Source organism: Acinetobacter sp. YH01011 (assembly GCF_013420785.1).
Classification (GTDB): Bacteria; Pseudomonadota; Gammaproteobacteria; order Pseudomonadales; family Moraxellaceae; genus Acinetobacter; species Acinetobacter towneri.
This window is the reverse complement of record NZ_VOYG01000022.1, coordinates 1-16069: the sequence shown is the minus strand read 5'-3', so window position 1 is coordinate 16069 and position 16069 is coordinate 1. Positions and strand designations below refer to the sequence as shown.

The following is a 16069-nucleotide window of genomic DNA, read 5'->3' as shown; positions in this document are numbered from 1 at the left end:
TCAATCCTGTTTGCATTATGTCGGGCTTTGGCAGATTTGTTTTGACAGTATTTGCCAGTTTTTATACATTAAACGACAAAAGAAAATGATGCATGTCAAAATGAGCAAGCACATGAGCGAAATTCAAATTCCAAATGGCTATTATCAACTTTGGTTACGCTATTTATCTGCACAGGGCAGAGTTCCTGAGCAGCTTGGATTTTCGCCTGCACAATTGCAGCATTTACAGCATGTGTTGGCATTGCCTATGGATACCCAATCGTCTTATCAATTTTTTAATGAGATCATCCAACACAGTATTCAGTTTTTAGATTGTCCAACGCTTGTTTTTGAATTGGCGCGTTATATTCAGCCTGAACATTTTGGTGTGCTCGGCTATATGGCATCGCGTAGTAACAGTGTTGCAGAAGCCCTTCAATATATGATGCGTTTTAGTCGTTTGGTGGTAGATGGTACGGCAGCCGTACCGATGCGACTGGAACAACAACCAGATGCTTTATATTTATCATGGCCGTTGGTGGATGAAAAATACAGCTTGGTTCATGAAATGACTTTTGCCTGTATGACTCAATTGGCCATGCAAATTTTTGATTTTCAACACTCTCCGATACGGGAGATTCATTTTGCCCATGCACCGCGTATGGCGATGCTGCATTATGAAAAGTTTTATGGTTGTAAGGTTTTATTTAAGCAAGCGGAATATCAAATTGTTTTAAATTTAGAAAGCCTCAGTTTAAAACCACAGCAAGCCGATCCCTCTTTAATTCATTTACTCACCAAACAAGCTGAAGATGCGATTGCGTTAAAACCACAATTAGAAACCGTGCAGCAGCAAGTCCAAGAGCAGGTGGCGCATTATTTACGTTATGAACAGCAAGTGCCGAGCATTGAATGGGTGGCACAGCGTTTATTTCGTTCAGGGCGGACGTTACAGCGTCAGCTTAAACAGGAAGGTACGGGTTTTAAACAGATTCTGGAAATAGAACGGATGCAGCGCTGTGAAAACTTACTACAACAAAATGTGAGTCTAAGCGACATTGCACAGTTGTTGGGTTATTCAGACCAGTCGGCTTTGGCACGTGCTTATAAAGACTGCACAGGACAGACCTTGCTAAAACGTAAACAGCAATTGCAGCAAGCAGAGAATGATGCATTTTCTATACAGCAAGGTACGTTATAAATTGGATCAATTGGCTCATGATCATCAGGTCATTTTGCGCTAAGAGATTGAAAATAAGCTGTGTGTAGCCATGACCGAATCAGCTTTTGCAAGGTTGATAAAGCCTAAGATAAAACCTGAAGTTGTTTATTTTTATCAATATTTTTAAATTTAAAAGCACGATTGAGCAAGTTTCAAAAACCGATAAGCAGGCAAAATTAGGCATCTTTGATCATTGAGAAAAAAGCGCAAATATCAGTAAATGTAGCCTCGCGGTTGTTCTGAATAAATCGTTTTGCAAACAGAAATGCAGCAACCCATGCCTGTGCGCTATTCATTGAGTAAAAAATAGCGTTACAATGGGTCAATTTGTATTTCTACAATAGCAAATGTCTCAGTTTTAATCATTCAAGGAAAATACAACCCTATGTCACGTTTAGCCACACGATTTGCACAGCTTGAATCTCAACAGCGTAAGGCCTTAGTTTCTTATGTTATGGCAGGTGACCCTCATCCAGAAGTCACAGTTCCGTTGTTACATCAAATGGTCGAGGCAGGGGTAGATGTCGTTGAATTAGGTTTGCCGTTTTCAGACCCAATGGCTGATGGTCCAGTAATTGCCCTCGCTGCAGAGCGAGCGTTGGCAGGTGGAACCAATACGCTAGATGCTTTAAACATGGTCAAAGAGTTCCGTCAAAAAGATCAGGAAACTCCTGTGGTATTGATGGGATATTTAAACCCTGTAGAAGTCATTGGTTATGAAAAGTTTGTTGAATATGCACATGACTGTGGTGTCGATGGTGTACTTCTGGTCGATTTACCACCTGAAGAAGCCCAAGAATTTGATGAAGTCCTGAATAAATATGGGATGAATCAAATTTTCTTGTTAGCGCCAACTTCTACACCAGAGCGTATTCAATTTGTTGCAAACCAAGCCAGTGGCTTTATTTATTATGTTTCTTTGAAAGGCGTGACGGGTGCAGCAACACTTGATGTTGCAGAAGCAGCAACCCGCATCCAACAGATTAAAGCTGTAACCAACGTGCCTGTGGGTGTGGGTTTTGGCATCAGTGATGCTGCATCTGCCAAAGCAATGGGCGCGGCTGCCGACGCAGTCATTGTCGGAAGTGCTTTTGTAAAACAATTTGCGAGCTTAGCACCAGAACAAGCCGTCATTGCAACGGTTAATAAAGTGAAGGAGCTTCGAGCTGCGCTCGATGAGTTAGTATGAGTCAAGAAGTGAAAACAGGGAAAATTCTAAGCCCATCGACGCCGTGGACTGCACGTGGTGTACCTGGTATTGAAACACCAGATGAGCAACAAGCGTTAAAAGCGATCTTTACTGAACCAACGATTGAATGTCCAGAATGTCATGCCTTGGTGACACGTACGGCAATGTCGTTCAACGCTTATGTATGCCCACAATGTGATGAACATTTACGTATGAAAGCGCGTGAGCGTTTAACTTGGTTCTTTGACCAAGTGCAAAACGAATTAGGTCAAGAATTCTCTGCCAAAGACCCACTCAAATTTGTAGACAGCAAAGCTTATCCTGAGCGTATGACTGAAGCGCAAAAGAAAACGGGTGAAACCGAAGCTTTAGTGGTGATGCAGGGCTTATTAAAAGATATGCCAGTCATTGCTTGTGCATTTGAGTTTGATTTTATGGGCGGCTCAATGGGTACCGTAGTGGGTGACCGTTTTGTGCAAGCTGCTGAACGTGCGATTCAGCAAAAACAACCGTTAATTTGCTTCGCAGCATCGGGCGGTGCGCGTATGCAAGAAGGCATGTTGTCATTAATGCAAATGGCGCGTACTTCTGCAGCAATTCAACGTATGAAAGAAGCAGGCTTACCTTACATCGTAGTATTAACACATCCTGTATATGGTGGTGTAACTGCATCATTGGCGATGCTGGGTGATGTGCACATTGCAGAACCTAAAGCGATGATTGGTTTTGCGGGTAAACGTGTCATTGAGCAAACTGTACGTGAAAAACTGGAAGAACCGTTCCAACGTGCAGAATACTTACTTGATCATGGTGTGGTCGATCAAATTGTCCATCGTCATGCATTACGTGATACAGTTTATCGTATTCTTGCGAAACTGATGAACTTGCCTTGAACACAGCACCTCTTGCAACCGATGATTTAAACACATGGCTCAATTATTGGAGCCATGTTCACGTTACGGGTATTGATTTAGGTTTGGAACGGGTCATTCCCGTTGCAGAAAAATTGGGTGTAACCCATCCTAAAGCTAAAGTCATTACGGTTGCGGGAACCAATGGCAAAGGCTCAACCACAACCACTTTAGCGGCTATTTTAAATGCGCAGGGCTATCGGGTTGGGTTGTACCAATCGCCACATATTTACCGTTTTAATGAACGAGTCAAATTAGCAGGCGTCGAAATCGATGACCAAAGTTTGATTGATGCTTTTGTGCAAGTCGATCAAGCACGACGTGATTGCGATCTGAGTTTATCTTTTTTTGAGGCCACGACTTTGGCAGCCTTTGTGATTTTTAAAGCACGTGATTGCGATGTATGGGTGCTTGAAGTCGGTTTAGGTGGACGCTTAGATGTGGTCAATGTCGTCAATCCTGATGTGGCGGTTATTACCAATATCGGTTTAGATCATGTCGATTGGTTAGGCGATAGCATCGAAAAAATTGCCTATGAAAAAGCAGGCATTATTCGTCCTAACATTCCTGTCATTTTTGCAGGTCAGCAAGATTTGCCTCAAGCTATTCACGACAAAGCAGCAACCTGCAATGCACCTTTGTTTGTCTTGAATCGTGATTATTTTTATCGGGATATGCAAGATGGTCAGTCATGGATGTTTGCTGCATCGGGTTGTACCTTAAAACTTCCAACAGGCAGTTTAGCCCTCGATAATATTTCAACGGCTGTGGCAGCAGTCTTGCACAGTGGTTTAGAAATCACCCAAGACGCAATTGCACAAGGTATTCAAACGGCCAAATTGGCGGGACGTTTTGAAATTCGTCAAATTCAGGGCAAAACCGTGATTTTTGATGCAGGACATAACCCGCATGGCGTTGAATTTTTGTTAAAGCAATTGCGCAATTTCTTAAATTACAATAAACAGTACACTGAAGTGGTCAGTGTTTTTTCAATGCTTGCAGATAAAGATATAAATTCTGTGGTTGAGTTATTGAAAGATAGTGTCGTAATGTGGAAAATTGCCACATTAAATGTGCCTCGTGCGGCGGAGATCACGGTTTTGGATCAGGCTTTGCAAGGCGAAACAATACAACACTTCGACAGTATACAATTGGCTTTTAAATCAGCACTGGATGAAACAAAAAATAATCAGCTGATTTTGGTATGTGGATCATTTCATACCTTAGAAGCGGTATGGGAGTATTTGGAAGAATGTCAATGAATAACAAACAGCGCTGGATGGGTGGCGTTGTTTTATTAGGTGGTGGTGTTTTATTGGCAGCATTGCTTTTAAAAGGGCAAGAAGAAATACATCAAAATAATGTGAAAACCCCAAGCCAAGCCGAACAAGTTCAACATAAAAATGCCAATCAGGCAGAAATGGTGCAATTGCAACCTTTAACTGTCGATGTGCAAACCGAGCAGCGTCTGCTTGAAGAGCAGCGCCGTGCGCGTGAAAAAGCAGTAGCGGAGCAAGAAGCACGTGCAGCTGAGTTTTTAGCGATGCAACAACAGGCAGAAGCTGAAGCAGCGCGTAAAGCTGCAGAAGAATATGCTGCCTTAAATGCATTGCGTTCTGGTCAGCAGCAAAGTTCTGACAATATTCCACCGGAATTGGTCGAAGATGAACAAGCCAAGCAAAAGCGTTTGGCTGAAGAAAAAGCTGCCCAGCAAAAGAAGTTAGAGCAGCAAAAGGCAACGGATGCCAAGAAAGCTGCTGAGTTAAAAGCCGCGCAAGAGCGTAGTGCTGCAGAGAAAAAAGCAGCAGATGAAAAGCGTTTAGCGGAAGAAAAACGTATTGCAGAAGAGAAGCGCAAAGCGGAAGAACAACGCCAAGCCGATGCAAAACGTAAAGCTGAACAAGAGCGCAAAGCAGCAGAAGCGAAAAAAGAAGCAGAACGTAAGGCTGCCGAAGAAAAACGTAAAGCTGAGGAAAAACGCAAAGCTGAAGAAGCTGCCAAGAAAAAGGCTGAAGCTGAAAAAGCACGTAAGTTATTGGAAGAAGGCGATAAGCAGTGGATGGTACAAGTGGCTTTGGCTGCTAACCAAGCCAATGCCGATGCTTTGGCGGCAAAACTGAAAGCCAAAGGTTATAAAGTCACCCAAAGTCCAACGTCTAAAGGGGTTCGGATTATGGTTGGGCCATCTAAAGACCGTGATGCTGCAGATGCAACCCGCAAGAAAATTACCGCAGACCCAAGTTTGAATATGAAATCTGCATGGGTGATTGACTGGGTACCGTTAGATAAACGTGACTAGATCATTCGATCAAAATGTTTATTAAAAAGGATTTAATCTTTTGGGTTAAATCCTTTTTTAATGCTGATTGAATTTAGGCGTGTTTCAAATGCTTTGATTGTAAAAAGCCTATCCGAAGATAGGCTTGCTCATGTAACACTTAATTAAGTGCGGTTCGGTTGTTTGGTCAAACGTAAATAAGGCTTGATGGCTTTATATCCACTTGGGAAGCGTTCTTTAAGTTCCGCTTCATCCTGAATGGCAGGCACAATGACCACATCTTCACCATCTTGCCAGTTGGCAGGCGTTGCAACCTTGTAATTGTCAGTCAGTTGTAGTGAATCAATGACACGTAAAATTTCGTGGAAATTACGTCCTGTAGAAGCAGGATAAGTAATGATCAAGCGTACTTTTTTATTTGGATCAATAATGATTAATGAGCGGACAGTCAGTGTTTCGCTGGCATTCGGGTGAATAAAATCGTACAGGGTAGACACTTTACGATCTTGGTCAGCAAGAATTGGGAAATTAACCGTTGTATCTTGAGTTTCGTTAATATCTTGAATCCAGCCTTTATGAGATTCAGCATCATCTACAGAAAGTGCAATCGCTTTGACATTGCGCTTGCTGAATTCATCTTTCAGTTTTGCGGTATAGCCTAGCTCGGTGGTGCAGACAGGTGTGTAATCGGCAGGATGCGAAAATAGAATGCCCCAGCTGTCACCTAAAAATTCATAAAAATCAATTGGGCCTTCATTTGAATCTTGCGTGAAGTTCGGTGCAGTGTCACCTAAGCGAATAGTCATTGTGTACCTCTGTCTTGTTTTGTTGTGTGATGTGTGCGTACTACTATGCGCCATTCCTTTTGCAGAATTAAATAGTGTTTTTGTATGTGCTTATGAGTAAATTGAATATGCTGTGTCGTTTTTATTGCATTTTCAAAATAGATTGATGTGTGATTGCTATATATCGTCCGCTCGAAATTTGTTACATTAACTGCCACTTAGCAGCGAGAAATGGCAAGTAGAGATTGGAATTTTTAATAGGTTTTTGTGCAAAACCCTTGTACTTCAAATTTCTAGCACCATAATAACCACTAAGAAAAACCTATTTATTTGACAAGCAAGATTTAGAGAGTTTATTCATGTTGGCAAGTCTGATCGGAGGAATCTTCGGTACTAAAAATGAGCGCGAACTCAAACGCATGCGTAAAATCGTAGACAAGATTAATGCGCTCGAGCCGACGATATCTGCCTTAAGCGATGCAGACTTATCTGCAAAAACCGAAGAATTCAAACAACGTTATAACAAAGGCGAAAGTTTAGATAAATTATTACCAGAAGCATTTGCAGTATGTCGTGAAGCGGCTAAACGTGTCATGAGCATGCGTCACTATGACGTGCAGTTGATTGGTGGTATTACCTTGCACGAAGGTAAAATTGCAGAAATGCGTACAGGTGAAGGTAAAACCCTAATGGGAACTTTGGCCTGCTATTTAAATGCTTTAAGCGGTCAGGGCGTGCACGTCATTACTGTGAATGACTACTTGGCGCAGCGTGATGCTGAACTCAACCGTCCTTTATTTGAGTTTTTAGGTTTAAGCATTGGCATTATCTACTCCATGCAAGACCCGACTGAAAAAGCACAGGCTTATCGTGCAGACATTACTTACGGTACCAATAACGAATTTGGTTTCGACTACTTGCGTGACAACATGGTGTTCTCACTGAGTGAGAAAAAACAGCGTGGCCTGACGTATGCCATTATTGATGAAGTGGACTCGATCTTAATTGATGAAGCACGTACACCATTAATCATTTCTGGTCAAAGCGATGACTCATCGCAGTTATATGCGGCAATCAACACCATTCCGCCAAAATTGCATGCGCAAAAAGAAGAAAAAGTAGCAGATGGCGGACACTTCTGGATTGATGAAAAACAACGCACTGTAGAAATGACCGAAATTGGTTATGAAACGGTAGAAAATGAATTAATTCAAATGGGTTTATTGGCAGAAGGAGAAAGTCTGTATTCTGCATCTAACCTAAATTTGGTGCATCACGTATCTGCAGCTATTCGTGCGCACTTCCTGTATCAACGTAACGTGCACTACATCATCCATGATGGTGAAGTAATTATTGTCGATGAAAACACAGGTCGTACCATGCCTGGTCGCCGTTGGTCAGAAGGTCTGCACCAAGCGGTAGAAGCCAAAGAAGGTCTGGAAATTCAGCCTGAAAACCAGACTTTAGCGACCACAACCTTCCAGAACTATTTCCGTTTATACAAAAAACTGTCAGGAATGACGGGTACTGCAGACACTGAAGCTGCAGAAATGAAAGAAATTTATGGTCTAGATGTTGTCATCATTCCAACCCACCGACCAATGATTCGTAATGACCAAAACGATTTAATTTATTTAAACCGTACAGGCAAATACAACGCGATTATTCAAGAAATTCAACGTGTGCATGAAGCAGGTGTCGCACCAATTCTGATTGGTACAGCGACCATTGAAGCTTCAGAAATTTTATCGGATAAACTGCGTGAAGCGGGTATTCAGCACGAAGTATTGAACGCGAAGCAACACGAACGCGAAGCTGACATTATTGCGCAAGCAGGCTCACCACGTGCGGTGACTATTGCCACGAACATGGCAGGCCGTGGTACAGATATTTTGCTAGGTGGTAACTGGAAAGCCCTGCTAGCCAAAATTGAAAACCCAACCCCTGAAGATGAAGCGCGTTTAAAGGCAGAGTGGGAACAAAATCACGACATGGTGTTAAGTTCAGGTGGCTTACACATTATTGGTTCAGAACGTCACGAATCGCGCCGTATTGACAACCAGTTGCGTGGTCGTGCAGGTCGTCAGGGTGACCCAGGCGTGTCACGTTTCTATTTGTCACTTGAAGATGACTTAATGCGTATTTTCGCAGGTGATCGTGTTGTAGCAATGATGCGTGCTATGGGCTTGCAGGAAGATGAAGCGATTGAACACAAAATGGTGTCACGCTCTATCGAAAATGCACAGCGTAAAGTTGAGGCACGTAACTTCGACATCCGTAAAAACTTGTTGAAATACGATGACGTAAACAACGAACAACGTAAGATCATTTATTCACAGCGTGATGATATTCTGGCAGAAAGCACGCTGCAAGACTATATTGAAGAAATGCACCGTGAAGTGGTCACAGGTATGATCGCCAATTATATTCCACCAGAATCGATTCATGATCAATGGGATATTGAAGGTTTAGAGCGTGCCTTGCGTGATGATTTGGGCATCGAATTACCAATTAACCAATGGCTCGAAGATGATCGTCGCCTAGATGAAGAAGCTTTAGTAGAACGTATTGCCGATGAAATTGTCACACGTTATCGTGCACGTCGTGAGCAAATGGGTGATGAATCTGCAGCGATGTTAGAACGCCACTTTATGCTCAGTTCACTTGATCGTCATTGGAAAGATCATTTGGCGGCTATGGACTATTTGCGTCAAGGGATTCATTTACGTGGTTATGCACAAAAGAACCCTGAGCAAGAGTACAAAAAAGAAGCCTTTAACTTATTTGTGAATATGTTGGGTGTGATTAAAGCCGATGTCGTGACCGATCTTTCGCGTGTGCATGTCCCAACACCTGAAGAATTGGCAGCGATGGAAGCTCAACAGCAAGCGCAAGCAGAAGCGATGCAGCTTAATCTTTCACATGCTGATGTAGACGGTTTAACGGGCGAAACCTTTGAATCAGAACCACAGTATAGTGCTGCTGAGCAAACTGTTGTTGCGCCTGCGAGCCGTAACTCGCCATGCCCATGTGGTTCAGGACTGAAATATAAACAGTGTCACGGTAAAATCTAAACCTGACTTGTTACAACTTAAGCAGAACTTTGGTTCTGCTTTTTGTATTTTGGGGCGCAAAATCTTTGTGGTAATAGTTTTGCAAGATGTGTATAGCATTTGCAGATTTTGGAATTAAATGCTATTTAGTTGCACATGCAATATCCACGTGTGGAACAAAAAATGAAAAAAGTATTACAACCTTTAATGATTGTTGCCTTGAGCTTGCCTACTTTCGCATTTGCAAATGCGGCAACAACGACAACTCCTGCAAAAGTTCAAGCTGCTGTGGGTGCGACCACTGCACAGGTACAAGTGGATAATGGTCACGTGACTGTGGCAAGCCCACGCACAGGTATTCGTTATACCTTTGCCAATCCAGATCAGCGTCCAATCGTGTTGCATACTGCAGCGATTGCACCTGCGAATGCTGCCAATGTAAATCGTATTGTGGCTGCAAATCCTGCTTTATCTGCAGCAAGTCAAGAACGTGCAAAACAGGCTTTATTGGGTGAAACCGTGGTTGCGACTACGCCATAATCCAAATAGGCTCAATCAGTATAATTTTAGTTGCTGATGCATTACATTGAAGATTAAAACCAGTCCATACGGGCTGGTTTTTTATATATGACCTTGTGTATTAACAAAAGTTGAGTCAAGCAGGGAGGATGCTCGATTTTTTCTTCAATTTCCACTAAGCTGTGACATTCTCAAATTTGTACTGGAAATTTCAAAATGGCAGTTGGTGACGTCTCTATGCCACACATGCATGTGGTCAAAGGTGTAAAAATTGGTTCAGCAGAGGCTTATGTGCGTTATCAGAACCGACGTGACCTGGTTATTTTTGAATTTGCAGCAGGCTCAAATGTAGTGGGCGTATTTACTCAAAACGCATTTTGCGCTGCGCCTGTGCATGTGTCCAAAGCACATTTAGCTCAAGGCAATCCGCGTTATTTGGTCATTAATACAGGTAATGCCAATGCGGGTACAGGCAAATTGGGTATGCAAAATGCAGAAATCACCTGTGCCAAATTGGCTGAATTGGCAGGTGTATCTACCCAAGAAGTTTTGCCATTTTCTACAGGTGTGATTGGTGAGCAATTGCCGATTGAGCGCTTGGTTGCTGGTTTAGCGCCTGCGCTGGCATCGTTACGTGAGGATGCTTGGCATGATGCTGCGACAGGTATTATGACCACAGATACCACGCCAAAAGGTGCATCTGAGCAGTTTGAGTTAGATGGTATTACTTATAGCATGACAGGCATTTCTAAAGGTGCAGGTATGATTCGCCCAAATATGGCGACCATGCTTAGCTATGTTGCAACCGATGCACCAATTCAACGTGACATCTTGCAGCAATTACTCAAACACAGCGTAGAACAATCGTTTAACCGTATTACTGTAGATGGCGATACCTCGACCAATGATTCATGTATCTTGGTGGCGACTGGTCAGACGGGTGGCACTGAAATTTGCAGCGAAAATGACCCGCGTTATGCTGTGGTATTAGATGTTTTGAATCGTGTGATGTTGCGTTTGGCTCAACTGATTATCCGTGATGGTGAAGGTGCAACAAAATTCATTACGGTACGTGTTGAAGATGGTGACAATACCCAAGAATGTTGTGATATTGCGTACAGCATTGCACATTCACCATTGGTAAAAACGGCCATTTTTGCCTCAGATCCAAACTGGGGGCGTATTCTTGCTGCAATTGGTTATGCAGGCGTGCCAAATTTAGACGTTGAAAAAATTCAGGTTTGGTTGGATGATGTGCAAATTTGCAAAGATGGCGGTGCTGCTGCCGACTATACCGAAGCAGCGGGCGCGCGAGTCATGGCACAAACCGAAATGACCATTCGTGTAAATTTAGGACGTGGTCAAGCGACAGATACAGTCTATACTTGTGACTTGTCTTACGATTATGTCAAGATCAACGCGGATTACCGTTCGTAAAAATTCAAATTGAGTGATAAAGCCTCCGTTGTGAGGCTTTTTTAGCATTCAATCGGCAAAGGGCTGGTGAATGAGTAAATTGCCCCCATATCATCAGTGACTTGAGTAAGCTTGTGTTCGGGCAAGCATGAAGATAGAGAAGACGTTGTTATGAATGATGCGACCAATTTAATTGCCAATGAAGCCAAATCAATTGTGCAGGCGCATTTAGATCGCTTGGGTGAAACCAAAGAACATCATTTGAGTGAGCAAGCCAAGCAGGAAAAATTTGCGCAAATTAAAGCAGAACTCGAAAAGCACAATGCTGTCTTGGTTGCCCATTATTACTGCGATCCTGAAGTACAGGAACTGGCTGAATTAACAGGTGGCTGTGTTTCGGATTCACTGGAAATGGCACGTTTTGGTCGTGATCATGCGGCAACCACGTTGGTCGTAGCTGGTGTAAAATTTATGGGCGAAACTGCCAAAATTTTATCGCCAGAAAAAACCATTCTTATGCCAACTTTAGAAGCGACTTGTTCGCTAGACTTAGGTTGTCCTGTCGATGAGTTTAGCCGCTTCTGTGATGCGCATCCTGATCATACAGTCGTGGTTTATGCCAATACATCGGCTGCGGTAAAAGCGCGTGCAGATTGGGTCGTTACCTCAAGCTGTGCGGTTGAAATTATTGAACATCTCGATAGCTTAGGTGAAAAAATCATTTGGGCGCCAGATCAGCACTTAGGACGCTATATTCAAAAGAAAACTGGCGCAGATATGCTGCTTTGGGATGGTTCGTGTATTGTGCATGAAGAATTCCGTTCACGCGGTATAGCCAATATGAAAGCCATGTATCCGGATGCAGCAGTTTTGGTGCATCCAGAATCACCAGAATCAGTTGTTGATGTAGCTGATGCGGTGGGCAGTACCTCGCAACTTATTCAAGCGGCAAAAACTTTGCCACACGAGCGTTTAATTGTGGCAACAGACCGCGGTATTTTCTACAAGATGCAGCAAGCTGTACCAAATAAAATTCTAATTGAAGCACCAACTGCAGGTGAGGGTGCAACCTGTCGTTCATGCGCACACTGCCCGTGGATGGCGATGAATGAATTGGATGGAATTTTGCATGTATTGCAAACAGGTGATCAAGAAGTATTCGTTGAACCTGCCATGGCAGAACGTGCTAAATTACCACTAGATCGTATGTTGAATTTCAGTGCGAGCTTAAAACGCTAAAATTGATTGAAAAATATCAAAAATGCTTGATAAATATACGGTTGAAGCTTTTTTTTAATTTTTTTTAAATATAGGTGTTGACGTCTTCGGGCGTCGCGCCTAGAATGCACACCGTACCGCACGATGTGCGATACACAAAAAGCTGAGATGAATCGGAGCATAGCACAGCCTGGTAGTGCACCTGGTTTGGGACCAGGGGGTCGTAGGTTCGAATCCTACTGCTCCGACCAATTCTTCAAGGCAACGTATCGCATGATATTATGTATCATCGGTCATGCGCCTGTAGCTCAGTTGGATAGAGCATCCGCCTTCTAAGCGGATGGTCACAGGTTCGAATCCTGTCAGGCGCGCCATTTTTTGGTAGCTTGGTATAAAAGAACCAAACATGATGGTGGATGTAGCTCAGTTGGTAGAGCCCTGGATTGTGATTCCAGTTGTCGCGGGTTCGAATCCCGTCATTCACCCCAATTTCGGAGCATAGCACAGCCTGGTAGTGCACCTGGTTTGGGACCAGGGGGTCGTAGGTTCGAATCCTACTGCTCCGACCATTTTCTAAATAGAACAGATGCTAAGTATAAATGGTCAAGTCAATAAAGATACCGCGTTAAGCGGTTTTTTTATGCCTGAAATTTGTGAAAGCCTTGTTAGGTTTAAAATTGGCTTCATATTAGTTATTGGTCGGCATAAAAAAGCCTCAAGAATGAGGCTAAAAATAAGAAAGTTTTAGTGTCTTTTTTATTAAGGCACAATCGTCACATTGACGCGTCGGTTGGTGGCACGATTTGCTGGTGTGTCATTGCTTACCATTGGTTGTGTTGCACCGCGCCCAATCACCTGAATATTTTTTCTTTCAAAACCTTGATCTAAAAAAACCTGAGCCACATTTTGGGCGCGTTTTTCAGAAAGGGTTTGATTGTAGCTGGCTAAGCCTAGGTTATCTGTGTGACCAATAAACTTGAGTTTATCCAAGTCATATTTATGCAGCTGTTGTGCCAATTGGTTCAGGCGTTCTTTTTGGTTGTTTTGAATGGCGTATTCATCAAAACCAAATAACAAGCGTTCAGGCAGGGCTAAAGTCCAGCCATCATCACTTAAAATAAAACCTTCTTGTTTTAGCATGCGTGCCTGCTTATAGCTGACATTCCCTAAACTCATGCAAGCACTGAGTGAAACCATAACAAAAATAAGTGTACCGATCAGAACTTTTTTAAGCATAAGGAACCTGTTTATTGTTTGATTGAGGTGAAATATACCATTTTGATTGATCACGTTTGGCTTTGAGCATTGCGCGATCGACATCGGCAATTAAATTTTCAGGAGTTTTGGCATATTCAATCAATGCTACGCCAATACTGACATTTAGGGAAACTTGTTGCTGTTCATACCTAAATGTAGAGCCATAGCACGCATGAATCTTTTGACAATAACCCTCTAATTCTGAAGTGGAGTGTGAGCCAGTTAAGATTATTGCAAATTCATCGCCACCTAAACGCGCAACAAACGCATGTGAGGGCAAAATCTGAATTAGACAATGCGATGAATCACGCAAGATATTATCGCCAGTCAAATGCCCAAATTGGTTATTGATTTGGTTAAAGTTATTAATATCTAAAAAAAATACTGCGGCCGTAGCAGAAGGCTGGGTAAATAGCTTAAACAGTGTTTCATAAAAATAATTACGATTTGGTAGCTGCGTTAAATTGTCGTATTGTGACTGAAATTGCAGTTTATGATTTTCGACCAATAAATTTTTATGGGATTGTTCAATTTCATTGAGTAAGCCATTAAAGGCATAACTCAGTTCATGAAGTTCTTGAATATCTGAACTTGAAACGTGCAGCTTATAATTTTTTTGTGCACTGATCTCCTGTGCCGAGCTGACAATAGAACTTAAAGATTGCATGAGATATTGATAAATTGAATTAATTGACCAAAACACAGCAATTAAAAGCAAAATAAAACCGAAAATTAAACCTAAAACGATTTTATAAAAGAAACTAACCAAGTCACTAGAGTTTCCATACACCACCAGTTCGCCATAGTTTTGCTGATCATGGTCAATACTCAGCCGAACAGGATGATTAAAAAACAGATAGTCCAATAAAGCCTGAATTGAAAAATGCTCTAGACCTTGCTGTTCAATAAAGGCAATACGTGTCTGTTTAGGTGAGCGTACTTCAATTGAACGAATAGAATAACGCTGCGTATGTTCAGAGAGAATTTTGTTGAGCGTCATTTGATCATTAAAAACCACTGCAGGCTGAATGCGTTCATTTAATGCTGCAGATAAACTTTGCAAACTATTTTTTGCGAAGGTGTTCATGGTGTAGGTTGAAATGACCAGAAAAATCATTGAACAAATTGTAAAAGTCAGAGCAAAGATAGTGAGTTGTGCGCGTGTGAATAATTGATGCAAGGTAATTGGAGTGTATAACTGCTTCATGAGTTTGACTCCGATGTTTTTGCAAGCAGTAATACACGCGGATCAATATGCACTTGAGATTGAGTCAAGCTTTCCATGTTGACTTTAAAAGCATAGTTATCATTTTTTTTATAAAGACAAAAAGCGCTGCCAGTTTCACATTCCAGATTGTTTAAACTAATAGATAGGGCTGGAAATCGAACTTGAGTATTTAAGGTATGTTGTTCTTGTGCAGCAGAAAGCGTAGAAAAAATTAATATTTGACAATTACTTTTAGATATTTCATGGCTTTGAATGGGTTGAATGTCATATTTATTATGTAATGGGGCATGTTTTTTGAATTGTTGTGCAATATTATCTTGATTTACAATACAAAGTTTGGGCGTGCTAGCTTGCCATTTTGCATACGCTAAAATGGAGAATGTAGTGTTATAAAGATTTGATGCAGGTGCAGCATACAAAATAGGTGTTTGCATTGCTACAAATGACAGCAAGGTTATTATTTTTAAATTTTGAGTCATTTCAATACAACACGAATGAACATAAAAGTAGTGTAGCTAATATTGGAAAATAAGCATACTGCTAATTTTGAGCAAGAATAATACAGATCTAAATGATTTTGCCGAATAAATAACCGTTCGGACTAAAAAACTCATAAAACTTAAAAAGAGGGGTTGCAAGGCGAAATATTTCACCTATAATGCACATCCATCGGCGGTGATGAAGATTAAAACTCCTGATAAAACAATGACTTGGTTAAGAATGATTGAGTTGGGTTTTAGAAAGAAAGTTTAAAATAATTTAAATTACCAGTTGACACTTTAGAAATAAAGCGTAATATAGCCGACCTAGCTTGATGCTGACGAAGCATTGAGAAGATCATTAAGAGATTATGAAGAACAACTTGTGTGGATTTTTACTGATTGATTGATCGAACATATTTCATTGATTGATTGGTTTAAATTACTCGAAGTTTATTTGAGCGAAATTTAAGTCAGAAAATTGATGAGCCAGATTTGGAAGTTTAGATTAAAACTTCAAAATGATTTTAACTGA

The 16069-nt window shown here is 41.7% G+C and carries 13 protein-coding genes and 4 tRNA genes; 13 read left to right on the top strand and 4 right to left on the bottom strand.

Translation table 11 applies throughout. The annotated features are described in order from the left end of the window. The first annotated feature begins 112 nt into the window (after positions 1 to 112). The 5 genes from FTT78_RS12715 (at position 113) to FTT78_RS12695 (ending at position 5600) form a co-directional block, all read left to right on the top strand. Positions 113 to 1180, top strand: a complete 1068-nt coding sequence (locus FTT78_RS12715) for an AraC family transcriptional regulator (RefSeq protein WP_096902422.1) — start codon at positions 113 to 115, stop codon at positions 1178 to 1180. A 406-nt stretch (positions 1181 to 1586) separates the two neighbouring features. Continuing rightward, entirely contained in the window at positions 1587 to 2390 is an 804-nt protein-coding gene (gene trpA, locus FTT78_RS12710; protein WP_004976260.1) for a tryptophan synthase subunit alpha, read from the top strand. Then, the gene (accD, locus tag FTT78_RS12705; protein ID WP_004976262.1) at positions 2387 to 3283 is read left to right on the top strand and encodes an acetyl-CoA carboxylase, carboxyltransferase subunit beta; all 897 of its coding nucleotides are present in this window, start codon (positions 2387 to 2389) and stop codon (positions 3281 to 3283) included. Before trpA ends, accD begins: the two co-directional genes overlap by 4 nt. Then, a complete protein-coding gene (gene folC, locus FTT78_RS12700; RefSeq protein WP_167845785.1) occupies positions 3280 to 4563 on the top strand; it encodes a bifunctional tetrahydrofolate synthase/dihydrofolate synthase in 1284 nt (427 codons plus the stop codon). Before accD ends, folC begins: the two co-directional genes overlap by 4 nt. Continuing rightward, positions 4554 to 5600, top strand: a complete 1047-nt coding sequence (locus FTT78_RS12695) for an SPOR domain-containing protein (protein ID WP_373685414.1) — start codon at positions 4554 to 4556, stop codon at positions 5598 to 5600. The genes folC and FTT78_RS12695 overlap by 10 nt, the downstream gene beginning before the upstream one ends. Positions 5601 to 5743: 143 nt before the next feature. Here FTT78_RS12695 and FTT78_RS12690 read toward each other — a convergent pair whose 3' ends face one another. Then, positions 5744 to 6385 (bottom strand): peroxiredoxin, encoded by a 642-nt coding sequence (locus FTT78_RS12690; RefSeq protein ID WP_179990535.1) that lies wholly within the window; start codon positions 6383 to 6385, stop codon positions 5744 to 5746. A gap of 338 nt (positions 6386 to 6723) precedes the next feature. Between FTT78_RS12690 and secA the strand changes: the two genes are divergently transcribed. The 8 genes from secA (at position 6724) to FTT78_RS12650 (ending at position 13139) form a co-directional block, all read left to right on the top strand. Continuing rightward, a complete protein-coding gene (secA, locus tag FTT78_RS12685) occupies positions 6724 to 9438 on the top strand; it encodes a preprotein translocase subunit SecA (RefSeq protein ID WP_179990537.1) in 2715 nt (904 codons plus the stop codon). A 162-nt stretch (positions 9439 to 9600) separates the two neighbouring features. After that, entirely contained in the window at positions 9601 to 9957 is a 357-nt protein-coding gene (locus FTT78_RS12680; RefSeq protein WP_026438462.1) for a hypothetical protein, read from the top strand. 195 nt (positions 9958 to 10152) lie between these two features. Continuing rightward, the gene (gene argJ, locus FTT78_RS12675) at positions 10153 to 11373 is read left to right on the top strand and encodes a bifunctional glutamate N-acetyltransferase/amino-acid acetyltransferase ArgJ (protein ID WP_180044508.1); all 1221 of its coding nucleotides are present in this window, start codon (positions 10153 to 10155) and stop codon (positions 11371 to 11373) included. A 150-nt stretch (positions 11374 to 11523) separates the two neighbouring features. After that, positions 11524 to 12591, top strand: a complete 1068-nt coding sequence (gene nadA / locus FTT78_RS12670; RefSeq protein ID WP_026438463.1) for a quinolinate synthase NadA — start codon at positions 11524 to 11526, stop codon at positions 12589 to 12591. A 153-nt stretch (positions 12592 to 12744) separates the two neighbouring features. Further along, positions 12745 to 12821 (top strand) — tRNA-Pro (locus tag FTT78_RS12665). A gap of 46 nt (positions 12822 to 12867) precedes the next feature. Beyond that, a tRNA-Arg gene (locus FTT78_RS12660) sits at positions 12868 to 12944 on the top strand. Positions 12945 to 12982: 38 nt separating this feature from the next. Then, positions 12983 to 13058 (top strand) — tRNA-His (locus FTT78_RS12655). A gap of 4 nt (positions 13059 to 13062) precedes the next feature. After that, a tRNA-Pro gene (locus FTT78_RS12650) sits at positions 13063 to 13139 on the top strand. A gap of 190 nt (positions 13140 to 13329) precedes the next feature. Here the strand turns inward: FTT78_RS12650 and FTT78_RS12645 are convergent. From FTT78_RS12645 to FTT78_RS12635, 3 genes are read right to left on the bottom strand one after another with little or no spacing between them, the layout of a single operon-like run. After that, the gene (locus FTT78_RS12645; protein ID WP_154321033.1) at positions 13330 to 13806 is read right to left on the bottom strand and encodes an OmpA family protein; all 477 of its coding nucleotides are present in this window, start codon (positions 13804 to 13806) and stop codon (positions 13330 to 13332) included. Continuing rightward, entirely contained in the window at positions 13799 to 15034 is a 1236-nt protein-coding gene (locus tag FTT78_RS12640) for a diguanylate cyclase domain-containing protein (RefSeq protein ID WP_154321032.1), read from the bottom strand. The genes FTT78_RS12645 and FTT78_RS12640 overlap by 8 nt, the downstream gene beginning before the upstream one ends. Further along, positions 15031 to 15534 carry a YfiR family protein gene (locus tag FTT78_RS12635; protein WP_180044506.1) on the bottom strand — a complete coding sequence of 168 codons (504 nt, stop codon included), beginning with the start codon at positions 15532 to 15534 and terminating at the stop codon, positions 15031 to 15033. Before FTT78_RS12635 ends, FTT78_RS12640 begins: the two co-directional genes overlap by 4 nt. Positions 15535 to 16069 lie beyond the last annotated feature (535 nt).

Bases quoted from the DNA above. Each gene is read 5' to 3' on its own strand.
- FTT78_RS12715 (WP_096902422.1), top strand. From the start codon at position 113: ATGAGCGAAATTCAAATTCCAAATGGCTATTATCAACTTTGGTTACGC.
- trpA (WP_004976260.1), top strand. From the start codon at position 1,587: ATGTCACGTTTAGCCACACGATTTGCACAGCTTGAATCTCAACAGCGT.
- FTT78_RS12695 (WP_373685414.1), top strand. From the start codon at position 4,554: ATGTCAATGAATAACAAACAGCGCTGGATGGGTGGCGTTGTTTTATTA.
- FTT78_RS12680 (WP_026438462.1), top strand. From the start codon at position 9,601: ATGAAAAAAGTATTACAACCTTTAATGATTGTTGCCTTGAGCTTGCCT.
- argJ (WP_180044508.1), top strand. From the start codon at position 10,153: ATGGCAGTTGGTGACGTCTCTATGCCACACATGCATGTGGTCAAAGGT.
- FTT78_RS12645 (WP_154321033.1), bottom strand. From the start codon at position 13,806: ATGCTTAAAAAAGTTCTGATCGGTACACTTATTTTTGTTATGGTTTCA.
- FTT78_RS12640 (WP_154321032.1), bottom strand. From the start codon at position 15,034: ATGAAGCAGTTATACACTCCAATTACCTTGCATCAATTATTCACACGC.
- secA (WP_179990537.1), top strand. From the start codon at position 6,724: ATGTTGGCAAGTCTGATCGGAGGAATCTTCGGTACTAAAAATGAGCGC.
- accD (WP_004976262.1), top strand. From the start codon at position 2,387: ATGAGTCAAGAAGTGAAAACAGGGAAAATTCTAAGCCCATCGACGCCG.
- FTT78_RS12690 (WP_179990535.1), bottom strand. From the start codon at position 6,385: ATGACTATTCGCTTAGGTGACACTGCACCGAACTTCACGCAAGATTCA.
- FTT78_RS12635 (WP_180044506.1), bottom strand. From the start codon at position 15,534: ATGACTCAAAATTTAAAAATAATAACCTTGCTGTCATTTGTAGCAATG.
- nadA (WP_026438463.1), top strand. From the start codon at position 11,524: ATGAATGATGCGACCAATTTAATTGCCAATGAAGCCAAATCAATTGTG.